Origin of the sequence: Cyanobium sp. A1C-AMD (assembly GCF_024346495.1) — a bacterium.
Lineage (GTDB): Bacteria > Cyanobacteriota > Cyanobacteriia > PCC-6307 > Cyanobiaceae > Cyanobium_A > Cyanobium_A usitatum.
In genome coordinates, this window is sequence record NZ_JAGQDB010000006.1 from 20,648 (window position 1) to 36,334 (window position 15,687).

Here is a 15,687-nt window from a genome sequence, read left to right on the forward strand (position 1 = left end):
CCATGGCATTCACTCCCGCTGTGCTCTCCCGTCGCCGGCTGCTGCAGCTAGGGGTGGGAGCTGGCGCTGGCCTGCTGGCCGCCTGCCGCTCCGCCCCTGGCCCCGAGCTGCTGCTGGCAGAAGCAGACCTGCCAGCCGCCTGGCTGAAGCAACTGCCCGCCCCCTGGCGGACACGCCAAGTGGCTGATGCCGCTGCTGTGCAAAAAGCCGTGCGTGAGCTGGGCCAACGGCCGGCCCCTGGCTTGGTTGCTCTCAGTGACGGCTGGGCCAGTGGCCTGAGCCGGCAGCAACTTCAGTCCTTTGAGGCGCCGCGGCTCTGGGCTCGCCTGGCCGCCTTCAGTGCCCCGGTGGCCCGTCTTTATGGTCCGGTGGGTGAGGCGCAGCTGGCCTTCCCCTGGGCCTACAGCCCCTGGGTGATCGCCCTGCGCAGCCGCCCCGACCTGGCCGCCCGTCGCGAGGAGGGCTGGCAGTTGCTGCTTGATCCCAGCCTGCGTGGCCGGTTGGTGTTGCCCTCCAGCCCTCGCATCAGCCTGGAGATCATGGGCGGCGATTTTGAGCGGCTGGAGCGGTTGCGGGCCCAGGCCCTCGCCTACGACGACCGTGACGGCCTCAACCTGCTGCTCAGCGGTGATGCTGAGGCGGCGGTGCTGCCCCTGCAGCGCCTGATTCCCCTGCTGCGCCGCGACCAGCGCCTGGCGGTGATCTGGCCAGACAGCGGCGCGCCCCTCAGCTGGCAACTGCTGCTGCGACCTGCCGGTGCTGCACAGTCAGCGCCACCACCGCTGGAGTGGCTCGGTGCAGTGCTGGAGCAGCCCCTGCTGGAGCAACTGCTGGCCCGGGGCTTGGTGCCGCCCCTGCCCCAGGTCGATCTGGCGCCGGTGGCGCGGCGCTTTCCCGAGTCGATAGCAGCCCTGCTGCTGCCGGGAGATGGCCTGCTGCAGCGCTGCTGGAGCCTGCCACCCCTTTCCGTGCCCCAGCAGCTGGCCCAGCAGAACCTCTGGGATGCGGCCGCCCCCAGGCCCTAGCCCCAAAGGCGGCGGCGGGGGGCGGCGCTCAGGCGCCGGTGGGTGTCGGCTAGCAGCTCGGGGATGGGCAGCTCGTGGGGGCAGCGGGGCAGGCAGGCGCCGCAGGCGCGGCAGGCCTCGGCGTTGAGCTCCTCCCACCAGTGGCCGGCGCGGCCGATCAGGTTGTAGCGCTCCTGGGCAAAGGCCTCCATGCCGTGGCCCACGGCCAGGTTGCGCAGGCGCAGGAGTTCGGGGATCGGCACGCCGTTGGGGCAGGGCAAGCAGGCGCGGCACTGGCCGCAGCGCTCCGCCCCCAGGCGCTCGCGGCCGGCGACGTCCAGGCGCTGCAGGGCTGAGCGTTGCGCGGCACTCAGCCAGGGCGAGGGCCCGCCGATGGCAGCGGCCCAGGCCAGGTCTTCCGGCTGCTCAGCCCCCAGGCTCAAGGTGGAGATCCCCTGATCGAGCAGGAAGCGATAGGCCAGCTCCAGGGGGTGAAACGGGGCGCAGTCGGCCAGCAGCTCCGCTGGTGGGTCGTAGAGGCGACCGCCCTTGTCGGCCGGGGAGATGGCAAGCACGCCGATTCCCTGGGCCAGGGCGGCGCGGGCGATGGGCAGGAGGGTCTGGTTAAACAGGTGCACATGCAGGCTGCAGAACGTGAAGCTCCCCGTGCTCAGGGCGGCTTCGATCAGCTCGGGCGTGCCGTGGCTGCTGAAGCCCACCTGGCCCACCAGTCCTTCGTCTTTGGCCCAGGTCAGCAGGTCGGCGCCGGGCCCCTTAATCGCCCACTCCAGGTGCTCGGGGCGGTTGAGGCCGTGCACGGCCAGGTTGGAGAGCTGGGCCACGCCAAGGCGCGCCAGGATTGAGCGCAATTGCCCCTGGCCGGTGGCCAGGTCGGGGCCGGGCAGCAGTTTGCTGGTGATGCGCCAGCCATCTGAGGGGCCCAGGTTGTCCCGTTGCAGTGCCGCCAGGGCCTGGCCCAGGAAGGTTTCGGCGGGCCCGTAGGCAGGGGCTGTTTCCAGGTGGTTGATGCCGGCGGCCAGGGCTGCCCTAAGCACCGCTTCCATTTGGGCGGGGCTGCCCAGGGCCCGCATCGTGCCCAAGCTGAAGGCCGACACCGCCGGCCCGGCGCCGTAGGGGCGCCGCAGCCGGTTTTCAGGCTGTTGGTTCATCCCCAGGTTGGTCGGCTTTGGGGTGGGCCTGTTTGAGGTGGCGCACCAGGTCGGCAGGGCTGGTGCTGTCCAGGAAGCGGCGGAAATTGTCCTGCTCCTGGGCGTCGGCCTCCGCATCAACCGGGATGGAGGCATCAGCCACGACCTCTTCAAGCATCCAGATGCTGCTGCCGGTGCGCAGGGCTAGGGCGATGGCATCGCTAGGCCTGGCGTCGAGCTCGATGCTTGAGGCAGCTGTTTGGTCGCCAGGCGCCGCCCCTTCCCCATCCCTAGCGGGGCTGAGTTTCAGCACGGCGCGGAAGGTGCTGTCTTCGATCGTGTGAATTACAACCCGGTCGAGCTGCAAACCCCCAGCGTCGATCAGGTCGGCCATCAGGTCGTGGCTGAGGGGTCGGGTCGGTGGTTCTTCGCTGAGTCCCGCCAAGATATTTTGGGCTTGGGCCTGGTCGATCCAGATCGGCACCTGGCGCCGGCCCGATGGATCGCGTAGCAAAACGATCGGGCTGCGACTGGCCGCATCGAGGGCAATTCCGGCAACGCGCATTTCAACCATGGCTCAGCGCTGCCCTTTAGCCGATTATGGCGAGGATTATCGCCCTGGGCTGGAAAGCAAATGTTTACCGGGCTGGTGCAGGCCACAGGCGTGATCCGCCGCTCTCCCCACGGGGTTCAACTGCAGTGGGCTGCTGCCCCTGGGGCTACTTGGACCCCTGCCAGCCTGGCCCTGGGCGACAGCGTGGCGGTGGATGGGGTTTGTCTCACCGTGGCTGGGCGGCTGGCCGATGGCTTTCGCGCCGATGTCAGCGAGGAAACCTTGGGCCGCACCACCTTGGCCGCCAAGGCAGACCGCGGCGGCAGGGTGAATCTTGAGCCGGCCCTGCGCCTGGCCGACCGGCTTGGTGGCCACCTGGTGAGCGGCCATGTGGATGGGCTCGGGGTGGTGCGGGCCATCGCCCGCCAGGACGCCTCCTGGCGCCTGGAGCTGGCCTGGCAGAACCCCGCCTACGGCCGCTATGTCTGCGAAAAGGCCAGCGTGGCGGTGGATGGCATCAGCCTGACAGTGGCCGGCTGTGACCCCGATGGTGTTGGTTTCTGGATTGCCGTGATTCCCCACACCTGGGCCAGCACCACCCTGGCGCAGCTGGCCGTGGGGGATGGGGTCAACCTGGAGGCCGACCTACTGGCCAAATACACCGAGCGTTTGCTGGCTGCCACCGGCCCCAGCGGCGCGGCCGAGCCGATCAATTCCCCCTGGCTGGCTGATCACGGCTGGATCTGACGTCTGCGCTTGGCGTGACTACCGTCCAGGTGATGTTGCTGCCATAGCGATGGGCTCAGGTCTGTTTTCGGCCAAAGGCGAGGGATTGAAGGCCTTCACCCTGTTTGAGGGGGTGTTGATGCTGGTACTTGGGGTGCTGGCCCTGATCTTCCCGGTGCTGGCTTCCGCCTGGATCACGGTGATCGTGGCGGTGGGCTTTCTGGTGGGCGGCATCGTGGGTTGGGTAAGCAACTTGGCCCGCTCCCGCCAGTTGGGACGCTGGTATTGCTTTTCGCGGCTGGTGATTTCCACCCTCTTCATCGTGGTGGGGGCCTGGATGATTCAGCAGTTCCGCGGCGGTCCGCTCGAGGGCGGCCTGGTGGTGGCCAGTCTGGCCTTTGCCATCGGCATCGTTTTCATCCTCGAAGGCGTGGTTTCGATGCTTGTGGCCCTCGGTCACACACGGGTGAGTGGCTGGGGTTGGGGCTTGCTTAACGGCATCGTCACCCTGATCCTCGGCGTGCTGATCGTGACCATGCAGGCCTGGGGGCTGCTCTGGGTGATTGGGGTGCTGGTTGGAATCAGCTTCCTGTTCAGCGGTATTGACCTACTCGCCTTCAGCGCCAGCTTCCACGGCGACGACTGAGCAGGAGCGCCAGGGGAGAGGGGCCTAGGGATCTTGTGGTTCGAGCGGTAGCAGGCTGATCGAGCCGTTGTCTGGGTTGATCTCGATCCGAAATTCCTGTCCCGGCTCCAAACCCAGCCTGCGTGTGTAGGCGTGGCCGATCAGCAGGTTGCCGTTGCCATGCACCCGGGTGCGGAAATCAGCTTGCCGTCCCTTGCCTTGGCCGCTGCTGGCGGTTCGGCTAACGCTGTTTGGTACCGGGTAGCCCTTGGCAGCCACCAAAGCTCGATAAAAACTTTTTTTCAGCACCCGTCCGCTCGGACCCACGTAGCCGCAGCCCCGGGCGATTTCGTCCTCTGGGCGGTTGCTCAGGGCGCGGGCCCTATCAAGAAGGGCCTTGCCTTCCAGCATGTCCGCGGGGCTGTCGCCGTTCCTGGCCGCCATGTAAAAGGCCTGCGCTGGGCAGATATATCAACTAATTGTGCCCGGTACGCAAGGAAATCGCCATCCGTGCCAGCGGTTGACGACTTGGCGCCTCAGAGCAGATACAGGATTCCGTAGAGCACAACCCAGATGCCATCAACGAAATGCCAATAGAGCTCAGCCGCTTCTAGGCCGAAGTGGTCGCTGGCGCTGATGCGTCCTCCCTGGCGAGTTTGCAGAGCAACGATGGCGATGCAGATCACGCCAAGAGTCACGTGGAGGCCGTGGAAGCCTGTTAAGGCGTAGAAGGTGCTGGCAAAAAGGTTGTCGGTGAGGCTGAAGGGCAGGTTGAAATACTCGACCATCTGACCCGCCAGGAAAATCGCGCCTAGGCCACCAGTGATTGCAAGCCAGAGGCGGCTGGCCCCCAGCTGTCCGGCCCGACATTCCTTGCCCGCGCGGTGAAAGGTGAAGCTGCTGATGATCAAAACCACCGTGTTGATGGTGGGTAGCAGCAATTCGAGCTCATAGATCCCCCCTTCCGGCAGCGGATTCACGGCCCGGAAAGTGAGATAGGCGGCAAAAAAACCGGCGAAGGTCATGCCATCTGCCACTAAGAAGGTGGCTAGGCCAAATAGGCGGAAATCTCCGTGGCCCTCACCAGCTGGGCTGTGGCCAGCCTCAATGGCGACTGAATCCTGTAGGGGTGTGGTGCTGGTCACGCTTTTGTCTCCGGGTGCTGGCCGTAGCCGTAGGGCTCGGTAACTAGTGGTGCCTCGCCGTGCCAGTTTTCAACCGGTGGCGGCGAACTGGTAAGCCACTCAGATGTAAGGGCATTCCAAGGGTTGTCACCAGCCTCTTTGCCATTTATCGCCGTAACCACCACGTTGATAAGCAGTGGCAGGGTGCTGATGGCCATCAACAGGGCGCCCACGCTGCTCACCTGGTTAAGGGTGGTGAAAGCGGGGTCGTATTCGGCAACTCGACGAGGCATGCCATTTAAGCCGAGCCAGTGCTGGGGTGCGAAGCAGAGATTGAAACCAACAAAAGTGAGCAGGAAGTGGAGCCTCCCCAGGTCCTCGTTGAGCAGGCGACCGGTGAACTTCGGATACCAGTGATACAAAGATCCGAAAATAACAAATACCGTGCCCCCGTAAACAATGTAGTGGAAGTGACCCACCACGAAGTATGTATCATGAACGTGAATATCAAAAGGCACCTGAGCCAGGGCTACGCCAGTGATGCCGCCGAATACAAAATTAACGATGAAGGCGCATGAAAACAACATCGCCGAATTGAGGGCAATCTTGCCGCCCCACAAAGTTGCCAACCAGTTGAAGAATTTGATCCCGGTTGGGACGGCGATAAAGGAGGTGGCAATCGTGAAAAACAGGCGCATCCACGGCGGTGTGCCGCTGGTGAACATGTGGTGAGCCCAAACAATTAGGCCAAGGAAAACGATCGCCATAATCGAATACACCATCGTGGTGTAACCAAAAAGAGGTTTGCGGGCGTGGATAGGCAGTATTTCGCTGACGAGCCCAAAGGCTGGCAACACCATTATATATACAGCCGGGTGGGAATAGAACCAAAAAAGGTGTTGATAAACTACTACGTTTCCACCCATCGTTGGGTTGAAAAATCCGGTGTGGGCAATGATGTCGAAACTGAGCAGAATTAGGGTGCCTGCCAGTACTGGCGTCGACAGCACAACTAAAACACTGGTGCCCAGCATCGCCCAGCAATACATGGGCAGCATCATCAGCTTCAGCCCAGGACGCCGCAGCTTCAGAATGGTGGCAATGAAGTTGATGCCGCCAAAAATCGAGCTGCCACCAAGCAGAAGCACGCTCAATATCCACACCACTTGGCCTGCTGCTGGGGTGGTGAGGCTTAGGGGTGGATAGGCGGTCCAGCCGGATTGGGCAGCCGCTCCGGCAATAAAATAACTACTGATAAGCAGAATGCCCGCAGGTGGAATCAGCCAGAAGGCCACAGCGTTGAGACGGGGGAAAGCCATGTCTCTGGCGCCCACATAAAAGGGAATCAGATAATTGCCGAAGGCGCCATTTACGACTGGCACGATCCAAAGAAAGATCATGACCGTGCCATGCAGGGTGAGCACCTCGTTGTAGGTCTCACGGCTGACGAAATCGGAGATTGGACTAATCAGTTCCGTGCGAATAACCCCAGCTAGGGCGCCGCCGATCAAATAGAAGATGAAGCCACAAACCAAATACTGCAGCCCAATTACCTTGTGATCGAGGCTGAAACTGAAGTAGCGCAGCCAGCCTTGGGGTTGCAGGTTGCCGTCGAAATCGCTTGGGTTGGCGAGAGTCATGGCGGGTCGTCAGGTGGTGGTGCGGTTGGGAGTGTTCTGCTGCAACCAGTTGTCGTAGGCATCGGGCTCGTGCACTACCACGTTGGAGCGCATGCCGCCGTGGTATGGCCCGCAAAGCTCGGCGCAGATGATCGGATAGGTGCCAGCCCGAGTGGCGGTAAAGGAGAGCACGGTTGGCTGGCCTGGAATTACGTCCTGCTTGAGACGGAACTGGGGCACCCAGAAGGCATGGATTACGTCACGGGCTTCCATGCGCAACTCAACTTGTTGACCGGTGGGCACATGCAGTTCGCCGCTGGTTATATCTGAGCCTGGATAGTGAAAAATGAAGGCAAATTGCATAGCGGTTACCTCAACAGGTAAAACCGGACCAGCAGGAGCGGCGTCCATGCCGGCTACCCCAATACCACCCCAAACCCGCCCAGCCGTATCCCCTTCGTTAACACTGACCTGTTGAATGGCCCCGTGATCCATAGCTCCGTGATCCATAGCCCCGTGATCCATGGCCATGTGATCGTTCAGCGTGGCCATACCGCCCATTCGCTCATAAATGTCGTAGCTGTATAGACCGACAAACAAAACAACCACTGCGGGGATTGCTGTCCAAACAATCTCCAAGGGCAGATTTCCCTCTATTGCCAGCCCATCACTGACATCGCCGCTGCGGCGCCTAAATCGAAACAAGCTGTAAACCAGCAGGATCACGATGCCGAGAAATAGCACGGTGCCAATGCTGAATAAAACCTTAAATAGATCGTCGTAGGTGGATGCGTTGCTACTGGCGCCCAGCGGCAGCATGTTGACGTTGTTGCCAACCCAAAGCCCTGTCAGCACAAGGGCTGTGGTGGCCGTGAGCACAGCTAGGGCGGTGCGAATTGGCACGGTGCTGTTTGAGCTTCCAGTCAGCCTATGGGCACTGGCTGCGATGTGCGGGTCGATCTTTGCCTTGGTTGGCAAATCAACGCCTCAGCCGCTTGCAAGCAGGGCTGATGTTTTCACTTCGTGATCTGGGCAATTAAGAGTCCCTCGTTTTGAACAACTTGGTTAGCTTCTCTGGACTTCGGGATGGTCGTTTCCGTGACGACAAATCTCCAACCACCCCTAAACCCAAGCATCCGCAGCAGGCCGGACCCTGTTCTGATCCAGCGGCTCGCCTTACTTGCCTCCCATCTAGTGGTGGCGTTGGTGGCCTTGGTTGGCATCGGCGGTGCCACCAGGGTTATGGAGGCGGGTCTGGCCTGTCCTGACTGGCCCCTTTGCTACGGCCGCCTCCTGCCAGGTCGTCAGATGAATCTCCAGGTGTTTTTGGAGTGGTTTCACCGCCTTGATGCCTTCGTAGTGGGCGTGGCCCTGCTGGTTCTTACGGCAGCGAGTTTTCTCTGGCGGCGACGCCTGCCCGCTTGGTTGCCCTGGCTGGCTGCTGGGACGCTCTTTCTGGTGTTGGTTCAAGGGGGCCTGGGGGCTCTCACCGTCACCCAGCTACTGGCAGCGCCGCTAGTTACTGCCCATCTCGCCACGGCCTTGCTGCTGGTTGCGCTCACAAGTGGCCTCTACCAGCGCCTGGCAATGGCCAATAGGGTCTCGATCAGCCCTCCGCTTTGGTGGCAGCTGCTGGCGAGCTTGGCTCTGGTGCTGGTGTTCGCCCAGTGCCTGCTGGGTGGAACCATGGCCAGCCAATGGGCGGCTGATCAGTGTTTGAGTGCCGGCAATGGCTGCCGCTGGCTGCTTGCTCACCGCCAGCTCGCCATGCCAGCAGCTCTCGGAGTGCTGGCCCTAGCTGCAGCAACCCTGCTGTTGCCCCCAGGTCAGGGTCAACTGCCCGGCCTCGCCCAGGGAGCGGCCGTTTTGGTGCTGGCCCAGGTGAGCCTGGGCATTTGGACCTTGAAGCTCCAGCTGCAGGCGCCGCTGGTGACGATCGGCCACCAACTGCTGGCAGCGCTGCTGGTCGCTCTGCTTGCAGCGGTGCTTGCCCGCTCCCTTGGCAACTCAGGCCAGACCTTGCCCATGTCTCAAACGTCTTCCGAGGTGGCTCATGGTTAGTGCAACTATCACAGCTCCAATCGCCGTTGCCCCGGCGATCCGCCCCTCGGTGAAATTGCCGGCCTGGCTTGAAGTTGCCAAGCCCCGACTCATACCGCTGCTGCTCGCCACCACCCTCGGTGGGATGGCACTCAGCAGTGGCGATGCACCCGCCGCCAGCACGATCATCTGCACCCTTGTGGGGGGCAGCCTGGCTTCGGCTGCGGCCGGTGTGCTCAATTGCCTCTGGGAACAGGATCTCGATGGGCGCATGCAGCGCACTAGTCGCCGTGCCCTGCCCTCTGGTCGTCTGGCCCAGCGCCAGGCCTTTGCCCTAGCCATTGGCCTCACCATCCTGTCGGTGGCAGTGCTGGTTATGGGCGTTAATCCGCTGGCTGCCAGCCTTTCCCTGTTGGGGCTCTGCAGTTATGTGCTGCTCTACACAGCCCTGCTCAAGCCGCGCACCAGTCAGAACATCGTGGTCGGCGGGGTGGCCGGGGCTATTCCGCCCTTGGTGGGAGCTGCCGCTGCCACCGGCTCCCTTGGCTGGGCTTCCTGGTGGTTGTTTTCCCTTGTGATGTTGTGGACGCCAGCCCACTTCTGGGCCCTTGCCCTGCTGCTCAAGGACGATTACCGCTCCGTGGGCATCCCGATGCTTCCGGTGGTCAAGGGAGTAGCGGTTACGACTCGGGCCATCAGTCATTACGCCTGGGCCACCGTTGGCTTGAGCCTGCTTGGGATCGTGGCGCTGCCAACGGGTGGCTTGCTTTATGGCTTGATGGTGCTGCCGTTCAACGCCCGCCTGCTCCAGTTGAGCTCCCAGCTACGCAGCCAGCCTGACGAACCCCAACGGGCCAAGGCCATGTTCCGCTGGTCGATTTTCTATTTATTCGGCATCTGTGCGTTGCTTTTGTTGGCCCGCTTACCGCAGGCAGCCCTGCTGGGCCCCCAGCTGTTCAACGTCCCCTTTGCTGGCTTGCCTACATTGGTCGGCTGATTGGAGCGGCTTGAGTCGGTGATCGAACTGCAGCAGCTCTGCAAGCGCTACGGGGGCAAAAAGGCGGCAACTGCCGTCATTGCCCTCGACAACCTTTCCCTGCAAGTACCGGCCGGCAGCCTCTATGGCCTGCTTGGTCCTAACGGTGCTGGTAAGACGACCGCCTTGCGCATCCTTTGCACCCTGCTGGCCCCTGACAGCGGCAGCGTGCGGGTAGGCGGCGTTGATGCCCTGGCCGAGCCCCGGGCGGTGCGTCGCTTGTTGGGCTACGTGGCCCAGGAGGTAGCAATCGACAAGATCCTCACCGGCCGCGAACTGCTGCAGCTGCAGGGTGATCTTTATCACCTGACCCCAGCTGCCCGGAACCGGCGCATGGACGAGCTGATCGAGCTGCTCGGCATGGCCGACTGGATTGATCGGCGTTGCGGTAGCTACTCGGGCGGAATGCGGCGCCGGCTCGATCTGGCCGCTGGCCTGCTGCACAGCCCCAAGGTGCTGGTGCTCGATGAGCCCACCGTCGGCCTTGATATCGAGAGTCGCGCTGCGATCTGGTCCGTCTTGCGTCAGCTTCGCGATGGCGGCACAACCGTGCTGCTTAGCAGCCACTACTTAGAGGAGGTTGATGCCCTGGCTGACCATCTGGCGATCATCGAGGCTGGCAAGGTCATCGCCGAGGGCGCTCCTGCTGTGCTCAAGGCCGCCTTGGGTGGTGATCGAGTGACCTTAAGGGTGCGTGAATTCAGTGATGCCGACGAAGCTGAGCGGGTGCGCAGCCTGCTGCACGATTGCGCCGGGGTACGCCAGGTGGTGGTGAACCGGGCCCAGGGCTACTCCCTGAATCTGGTGATTGAGCACGATGGCGTTGTTGAGCAGCTGCGCCGCCAATTGGCGGCAGCCGACCTCCCGGTTTTCGCCCTCGCCCAGAGCCGCCCCAGCCTCGATGATGTCTATCTCCAGGCCACCGGCCGCACCCTGATGGACGCGGAGCTGGCGGTGGCCGGCAGCCGTGATCCCAAGGCTGAACGCAAAGCGAGCATGTGATGACCACAACCCTTCCAGGCCCCCAACCCGAGGCATCCGCCTTGGCCGAGATCAGTCAAGAAACCCTGGCCCTCACCCGTCGTTTGTTCGTACAGCTGCAGCGTCGGCCTTCCACCTTGGTGGCGGGGGTGCTGCAGCCCCTGATCTGGCTGGTGTTGTTTGGCGCCCTGTTTGCCAAGGCTCCGGCGGGCCTGCTGCCTGGCGGCATCAGTTATGGGCGCTTCCTTGGCGCAGGTGTGATCGTGTTCACGGCCTTCAGTGCGGCCCTGAACGCCGGCCTGCCATTGATGTTTGACCGCGAATTTGGCTTCCTCAACCGGCTGCTGGTGGCGCCGCTGCGCTCGCGCAGCTCGATCGTGTTCGCCTCGGTGCTCTACATCACCACCCTGAGCTTGGTGCAGAGCCTGGCGATCATGGGCACTGCCGCATTGCTGGGTTACGGCTGGCCTGGTGGTGCTGGGCTGCTGCTGGTATTGGTCACCTTGCTGTTGTTGGTTTTTGCAGTCACGGCCCTGAGCTTGGGGCTCGCTTTTGCGCTGCCAGGCCACATCGAGCTGATTGCGGTGATCTTTGTGGCCAACCTGCCACTGCTGTTTGCCAGCACCGCTTTGGCTCCGTTGTCGTTCATGCCTGCCTGGCTGGGCTGGCTAGCGGCCCTTAATCCCCTTACCTTCGCGATAGAACCGATTCGTGCCGCCTATGCGGGACAGGTCTCTCTCACCGCAGTGGTGCTGGAGGCCCCCTACGGCCAGCTCAGCAGCGCCACCTGCCTAGGGGTGCTCGCCTTACTGGCCGCCGGGTTGTTCCTGCTGATTCGGCCGCTTTTGGATCGCAAGCTCACCTAGCAGGTCCTTTCGTGACGCAGCCCTCCAGATTCCCCCCGTCCGACCGTCCCGACTTAGGGGACCGTTTGCTGGCGGCGGTTGCAGAACGGGATCAGGCCATGGCCCAGCGTCTGGTGCAGCAGTGGGCGCACCGCAGGGGGTTGGCGGCCCTCGAAGCCCTGATCTCCGGCCCACTTTGCGTGGGCCAAGGAGTAGGGGCGGCTGATTGGCTGCGCTCCCAGGCTGGCCTGGAAACCAACCTTCAGCCCAGCGTGCAACCAGTTGTGCAACGAGTTGAGCAACGAGTTGAGCAACGGCCTGTGCTGGCCCTTGTGCAGGATGCCCTGGCTCCGGCAGCGCGCAATGCCGCTCCTGCGCCCTTTGCCCATGCTTCCCTACGGGCCTGGCTGCCGGATGCTGAAGAGCTCGATGACTTTCACCTTCCCCTGGCCAGCTGAGTGAAGCCCTCCGGTTTGATTGTTTCGGTGCAGGCCCCCGAGGGATCTCCGATGCGCGATCCCGATGTGATCGCCGCCATGGCAGATGCCAGTTTGCGCAATGGCGCCTCTGGGGTGCGTCTGGAAAGCCCAGAGCACATCGGCGCTGTTCGTCAACGCTGCCCAACGGCCCTGATCGTGGGCCTATGGAAGCGCAGCTACCCAGACAGCTCGGTGTACATCACCCCGGGGTGGGAGGAGATTCGTGCTGTTTGGGCTGCTGGTGCCGATGTGGTGGCGATTGATGCCACCGAGCGCTATCGCCCCGGGGGTGAAAATTTAGAGGGTCTGATCGCCCGCGCCCAGCGGGAGCTTGGTGCTGTGCTGATGGCGGATGTGGACAGCGTTGCCAATGGTCTGCGTGCCGCCGAGCTGGGTTGCACCTGGGTCGGCACGACTCTTTATGGCTACACGGAGTCAACCTCAGGCCAGAAGCCACCAGCCTGGGATCTATTGCCCCTGCTGCGGCAGCAATTACCCATCGATGTGAGTCTGATCTGCGAGGGCGGCATATCAAGCCCTCAGCAGGCCCGCCAAGCCCTCGACCTCGGCGCTGATGCCGTGGTTGTGGGCACGGCAATCACCGGGGTCGATTTGCAGGTTGCTGCCTATGTACGGGATGTGCTGGCTGGCTGAGCAGCCTGGGATCACATCATCCCGGGCATGCCCATGCCTCCCATACCTCCCATACCTCCCATTCCGCCCATACCTCCCATTCCGCCCATACCTCCCATGTCGCCGCCGGGGGCTGCTGCTTCTGGTTCGGGCTTATCAGCGATCACAACCTCGGTGGTGATCAGCATGGAGGCGATCGAGACCGCGTCTTGAAGGGCTAGGCGCACCACCTTGGCCGCATCGAGAATGCCAGCGGCCAGGAGGTCTTCGTAGACGCCGGTTAGGGCGTTGTAGCCCTTGCCCAGCCGCAGGATCTCAGCTGCCACCACGGCGCCATCGGCGCCGGAGTTGTGGGCGATCTGGCGCACGGGCTCGGCTAAGGCCCGCTTGACGATCTCGACGCCGGTGCGCTCATCGCCCTGGCAGCTAGCCGCCAGGCTGCTCAGCCCTTCGGCCAGCTCCAACAGGGTGCAGCCGCCACCAGCAATGATTCCCTCCTCCACTGCAGCGCGGGTGGCGTTGAGGGCGTCTTCGATGCGCAGCTTGCGGTTTTTGAGCTCGGTTTCGGTGGGAGCACCCACCTTGATCACGGCAACTCCTCCAGCCAGTTTGGCGATCCGCTCCTGCAGCTTTTCGCGGTCGTAATCGGAGTCGGTGTTGTCGAGCTCGCGCCTGATTGAGGCCACCCGATCAGCAACGACTGCCTGGTGCTCACCGCTGGCCACGATCGTGGTGCTGTCCTTGGTGATGGTGATGCGGCGGGCCTGACCGAGCTCGGCTAGGCCGGTCTTGTCCAGGGTCATGGCCTGGTCTTCGCTCACGACCGTGGCGCCGGTGAGTACGGCGATGTCGCCAAGCATGGCCTTGCGGCGATCCCCAAAACCAGGGGCCCGCACTGCTGCAACCTGCAATACGCCCCGGTTTTTGTTGACCACCAGGGTGGCGAGAGCTTCTCCCTCCACTTCTTCCGCCAGGATCAGCAGGGGCCTGCCGCCCTTGGAAACCGCCTCCAGCACGGGCACCAGATCAGTGATGGTGCTGATTTTGCGGTCGGTGATCAGGATCAGGGCATTTTCAAAGACGCATTCGCGCCTCTCCTGGTCGGTGACGAAGTAGGGGGAGCTGTAGCCACGGTCGAAGGCCATGCCTTCGGTGATCTCCAGTTCGGTGGCCAAGGAGGTGGACTCCTCAACGGTGATGACGCCGTCAGCGCTCACCTTGCCCATGGCTTCGGCGATCATTCGGCCGATCTCTTCGTCGTTGCCGGAGCTCACCTCGGCTACCTGGCGAATCGCTTCACCGGCGACGGGTTGGGCCCTCTCGGCGATGCCAGCCACGATCTGGGCTGTGGCCCTTTCCATGCCGCGGCGTAACACGACCGGGCTGGCGCCGGCAGCCACGTTTCTGAGGCCTTCGCGGACCAGTGCCTGGGCCAGCAGTGTGGCAGTGGTGGTGCCGTCGCCGGCGGTGTCCTTGGTCTTGCTGGCCACCTGCTGCATCAGCTTGGCGCCAACGTTTTCGAAGGGATCTTCGAGTTCGATCTCCCGGGCGATGGTGACGCCGTCATTAACGATCTCGGGCGCGCCGAATTTCTTTTCGAGCACAACGTTGCGGCCGCGGGGTCCGATGGTGACCTTCACCGCGTTGGCCAGGGCGTTTACACCACGCTCAAGGGCGCCACGGGAGGCATCTGAAAAGCTGATCAGCTTGGCCATGAAAACGGCGGACACTCAGTGAAGTCAGGGTCCCACAGCGGACCACCGCCTAGCTAACGCAGTGGGGTGGGGAAAGCCGAATCAAGCTGCTGCTTTGGGCTACTGATTCGCTCCAGGCTCGATAGGGTTCAGCAATGGAGGATCTGCTGCAGACAGCATTGGAGAGCGCGGACGAAGCCATCTCGCTGGATCCGGGTTCCACTGCAAACGCCATGGTGTTTGTGCTCGTGGCGGCGGCCGGGGTGTTGATGGCTTTGGTTTATGTGCCGGTGAGGCTGTTTTTGACAATCACCGCCCGCAGTCGCCGTCTGCGCCTGCTGCAGCGGATTCGCCGGCTGCGCGAGGAGTTGGCTCAGCCGCTCACAAGCTCTTAACGCATCACCATGCCGCCATCCACCTGCAGCACCTGGCCGGTGATGTAGGCGGCAGCCGGGTCGGCGGCCAGAAAGCGCACTGCACCTGCCACCTCGGCGGCGCTGCCCATCCTCCCCAGGGGAATCGCCGCCAGGATTAGTTCTTTGTCGAGCTCGGCGGTCATGTCGCTCTCGATGAAGCCTGGGGCAACGGCATTGACGGTGACCCCACGGGCGGCAAATTCAGCCGCATTGCTGCGGGTGAGGCCGATCACCCCGGCCTTGGCGGCGCTGTAGTTGGCCTGGCCTGGATTGCCCATCAGGGCCACCACTGAGGTGATGTTGATGATGCGGCCGCTGCGGGCCTTGAGCATGGCGCGGCTCACAGCGCGGGTGCACAGAAACACGCCGGTGAGATTGAGGTTGATCACGCTTTGCCAGTCGGCGGTTTTCATCCGCATCAGCAGGCCGTCGCGGGTGATGCCGGCGTTGTTAACCAACACGTCGAGCCGGCCGCCCTTGGCGAGCACCGCTTTGACCATCGCGTCGACCTGCTCTTCATCGGCTACATCGGCCCGATGGCTCCAGGCTTCGCCCCCGGCAGCAGTGATCTCAGCCACGACCGCTTCGGCGGCATCGGGGGAGCTGGCGTAATTCACCACTACTTGGGCGCCGGCCGCTGCCAGCTCAAGGGCGATGGCGCGACCGATACCGCGGCTGGCACCGGTAACCAGCGCCACTTGGCCGGCCAGGGGGGCTGGGCTGGACATCACGGCACTCGACATCGCGGCACTGGGGTTTGTGGC

The 15,687-nt window shown here is 63.1% G+C and carries 18 protein-coding genes; 10 read left to right on the top strand and 8 right to left on the bottom strand.

Annotated features, from left to right (window positions below; genetic code table 11):
* The first annotated feature begins 2 nt into the window (after nucleotides 1–2).
* Entirely contained in the window at nucleotides 3–1,025 is a 1,023-nt protein-coding gene (locus KBY74_RS02120) for a twin-arginine translocation pathway signal (protein WP_254941296.1), read from the top strand.
* Here KBY74_RS02120 and KBY74_RS02125 read toward each other — a convergent pair.
* Both KBY74_RS02125 and KBY74_RS02130 read right to left on the bottom strand, forming a co-directional pair.
* The gene (locus KBY74_RS02125) at nucleotides 1,022–2,095 is read right to left on the bottom strand and encodes an aldo/keto reductase (RefSeq protein ID WP_254941326.1); all 1,074 of its coding nucleotides are present in this window, start codon (nucleotides 2,093–2,095) and stop codon (nucleotides 1,022–1,024) included. The two genes, KBY74_RS02120 and KBY74_RS02125, sit on opposite strands and share 4 nt — an antisense overlap.
* Before the next feature lie 61 nt (nucleotides 2,096–2,156).
* Nucleotides 2,157–2,726: a bifunctional nuclease family protein gene (locus tag KBY74_RS02130; RefSeq protein ID WP_254941297.1), complete on the bottom strand. Its 570-nt coding sequence runs from the start codon at nucleotides 2,724–2,726 to the stop codon at nucleotides 2,157–2,159.
* Between the two features lie 60 nt (nucleotides 2,727–2,786).
* Here KBY74_RS02130 and KBY74_RS02135 point away from each other — a divergent pair, with 60 nt between their 5' ends.
* Together KBY74_RS02135 and KBY74_RS02140 are read left to right on the top strand one after the other, a co-directional pair.
* A complete protein-coding gene (locus tag KBY74_RS02135) occupies nucleotides 2,787–3,452 on the top strand; it encodes a riboflavin synthase (RefSeq protein ID WP_254941298.1) in 666 nt (221 codons plus the stop codon).
* Nucleotides 3,453–3,501: 49 nt separating this feature from the next.
* Nucleotides 3,502–4,077, top strand: coding sequence for an HdeD family acid-resistance protein (locus KBY74_RS02140; protein ID WP_254941299.1), 576 nt, complete (start codon nucleotides 3,502–3,504; stop codon nucleotides 4,075–4,077).
* Between the two features lie 24 nt (nucleotides 4,078–4,101).
* Here KBY74_RS02140 and KBY74_RS02145 read toward each other — a convergent pair whose 3' ends face one another.
* The 4 genes from KBY74_RS02145 to KBY74_RS02160 all read right to left on the bottom strand — a co-directional run bounded on the left by KBY74_RS02145 (nucleotide 4,102) and on the right by KBY74_RS02160 (nucleotide 7,702).
* Entirely contained in the window at nucleotides 4,102–4,467 is a 366-nt protein-coding gene (locus KBY74_RS02145; RefSeq protein WP_254941327.1) for an AbrB family transcriptional regulator, read from the bottom strand.
* A 125-nt stretch (nucleotides 4,468–4,592) separates the two neighbouring features.
* The gene (locus KBY74_RS02150; protein WP_396123064.1) at nucleotides 4,593–5,201 is read right to left on the bottom strand and encodes a heme-copper oxidase subunit III; all 609 of its coding nucleotides are present in this window, start codon (nucleotides 5,199–5,201) and stop codon (nucleotides 4,593–4,595) included.
* Nucleotides 5,198–6,820, bottom strand: a complete 1,623-nt coding sequence (gene ctaD, locus KBY74_RS02155; RefSeq protein ID WP_254941300.1) for a cytochrome c oxidase subunit I — start codon at nucleotides 6,818–6,820, stop codon at nucleotides 5,198–5,200. The genes KBY74_RS02150 and ctaD overlap by 4 nt, the downstream gene beginning before the upstream one ends.
* A gap of 9 nt (nucleotides 6,821–6,829) precedes the next feature.
* Nucleotides 6,830–7,702, bottom strand: coding sequence for a cytochrome c oxidase subunit II (locus KBY74_RS02160; protein ID WP_396123065.1), 873 nt, complete (start codon nucleotides 7,700–7,702; stop codon nucleotides 6,830–6,832).
* A 195-nt stretch (nucleotides 7,703–7,897) separates the two neighbouring features.
* Between KBY74_RS02160 and KBY74_RS02165 the strand changes: the two genes are divergently transcribed.
* From KBY74_RS02165 to KBY74_RS02190, 6 genes are all read left to right on the top strand, one after another.
* Nucleotides 7,898–8,860 carry a COX15/CtaA family protein gene (locus KBY74_RS02165; RefSeq protein WP_254941301.1) on the top strand — a complete coding sequence of 321 codons (963 nt, stop codon included), beginning with the start codon at nucleotides 7,898–7,900 and terminating at the stop codon, nucleotides 8,858–8,860.
* Nucleotides 8,853–9,836, top strand: coding sequence for a heme o synthase (locus tag KBY74_RS02170; RefSeq protein ID WP_254941302.1), 984 nt, complete (start codon nucleotides 8,853–8,855; stop codon nucleotides 9,834–9,836). Before KBY74_RS02165 ends, KBY74_RS02170 begins: the two co-directional genes overlap by 8 nt.
* A gap of 18 nt (nucleotides 9,837–9,854) precedes the next feature.
* Entirely contained in the window at nucleotides 9,855–10,877 is a 1,023-nt protein-coding gene (locus KBY74_RS02175; protein ID WP_396121812.1) for an ATP-binding cassette domain-containing protein, read from the top strand.
* The gene (locus KBY74_RS02180) at nucleotides 10,877–11,722 is read left to right on the top strand and encodes an ABC transporter permease (RefSeq protein WP_254941304.1); all 846 of its coding nucleotides are present in this window, start codon (nucleotides 10,877–10,879) and stop codon (nucleotides 11,720–11,722) included. The genes KBY74_RS02175 and KBY74_RS02180 overlap by 1 nt, the downstream gene beginning before the upstream one ends.
* 98 nt (nucleotides 11,723–11,820) lie before the next feature.
* Nucleotides 11,821–12,159, top strand: a complete 339-nt coding sequence (locus KBY74_RS02185; protein ID WP_254941305.1) for a hypothetical protein — start codon at nucleotides 11,821–11,823, stop codon at nucleotides 12,157–12,159.
* On the top strand, nucleotides 12,160–12,834 hold the full coding sequence (locus KBY74_RS02190; protein WP_254941306.1) for an N-acetylmannosamine-6-phosphate 2-epimerase: 675 nt from the start codon (nucleotides 12,160–12,162) through the stop codon (nucleotides 12,832–12,834).
* 11 nt (nucleotides 12,835–12,845) lie between these two features.
* Here the strand turns inward: KBY74_RS02190 and groL are convergent, their stop codons facing one another.
* On the bottom strand, nucleotides 12,846–14,528 hold the full coding sequence (gene groL / locus KBY74_RS02195; protein ID WP_254941307.1) for a chaperonin GroEL: 1,683 nt from the start codon (nucleotides 14,526–14,528) through the stop codon (nucleotides 12,846–12,848).
* A 134-nt stretch (nucleotides 14,529–14,662) separates the two neighbouring features.
* On the opposite strand from groL, the gene KBY74_RS02200 reads away from it, so the two are divergent.
* Entirely contained in the window at nucleotides 14,663–14,902 is a 240-nt protein-coding gene (locus tag KBY74_RS02200) for a hypothetical protein (RefSeq protein WP_106501449.1), read from the top strand.
* On the opposite strand, the gene fabG is transcribed toward KBY74_RS02200, so the two are convergent.
* Entirely contained in the window at nucleotides 14,899–15,651 is a 753-nt protein-coding gene (gene fabG, locus KBY74_RS02205; protein WP_254941308.1) for a 3-oxoacyl-[acyl-carrier-protein] reductase, read from the bottom strand. The two genes, KBY74_RS02200 and fabG, sit on opposite strands and share 4 nt — an antisense overlap.
* Nucleotides 15,652–15,687 lie beyond the last annotated feature (36 nt).

Coding starts and splice junctions, on each gene's coding strand:
- KBY74_RS02120 (WP_254941296.1), top strand. CDS start 3: ATGGCATTCACTCCCGCTGTGCTCTCCCGTCGCCGGCTGCTGCAGCTA.
- KBY74_RS02125 (WP_254941326.1), bottom strand. CDS start 2,095: ATGCGGGCCCTGGGCAGCCCCGCCCAAATGGAAGCGGTGCTTAGGGCA.
- KBY74_RS02130 (WP_254941297.1), bottom strand. CDS start 2,726: ATGGTTGAAATGCGCGTTGCCGGAATTGCCCTCGATGCGGCCAGTCGC.
- KBY74_RS02135 (WP_254941298.1), top strand. CDS start 2,787: ATGTTTACCGGGCTGGTGCAGGCCACAGGCGTGATCCGCCGCTCTCCC.
- KBY74_RS02140 (WP_254941299.1), top strand. CDS start 3,502: ATGGGCTCAGGTCTGTTTTCGGCCAAAGGCGAGGGATTGAAGGCCTTC.
- KBY74_RS02145 (WP_254941327.1), bottom strand. CDS start 4,467: ATGCTGGAAGGCAAGGCCCTTCTTGATAGGGCCCGCGCCCTGAGCAAC.
- ctaD (WP_254941300.1), bottom strand. CDS start 6,820: ATGACTCTCGCCAACCCAAGCGATTTCGACGGCAACCTGCAACCCCAA.
- KBY74_RS02170 (WP_254941302.1), top strand. CDS start 8,853: ATGGTTAGTGCAACTATCACAGCTCCAATCGCCGTTGCCCCGGCGATC.
- KBY74_RS02180 (WP_254941304.1), top strand. CDS start 10,877: ATGACCACAACCCTTCCAGGCCCCCAACCCGAGGCATCCGCCTTGGCC.
- KBY74_RS02185 (WP_254941305.1), top strand. CDS start 11,821: ATGGCCCAGCGTCTGGTGCAGCAGTGGGCGCACCGCAGGGGGTTGGCG.
- groL (WP_254941307.1), bottom strand. CDS start 14,528: ATGGCCAAGCTGATCAGCTTTTCAGATGCCTCCCGTGGCGCCCTTGAG.
- KBY74_RS02200 (WP_106501449.1), top strand. CDS start 14,663: ATGGAGGATCTGCTGCAGACAGCATTGGAGAGCGCGGACGAAGCCATC.
- fabG (WP_254941308.1), bottom strand. CDS start 15,651: ATGTCCAGCCCAGCCCCCCTGGCCGGCCAAGTGGCGCTGGTTACCGGT.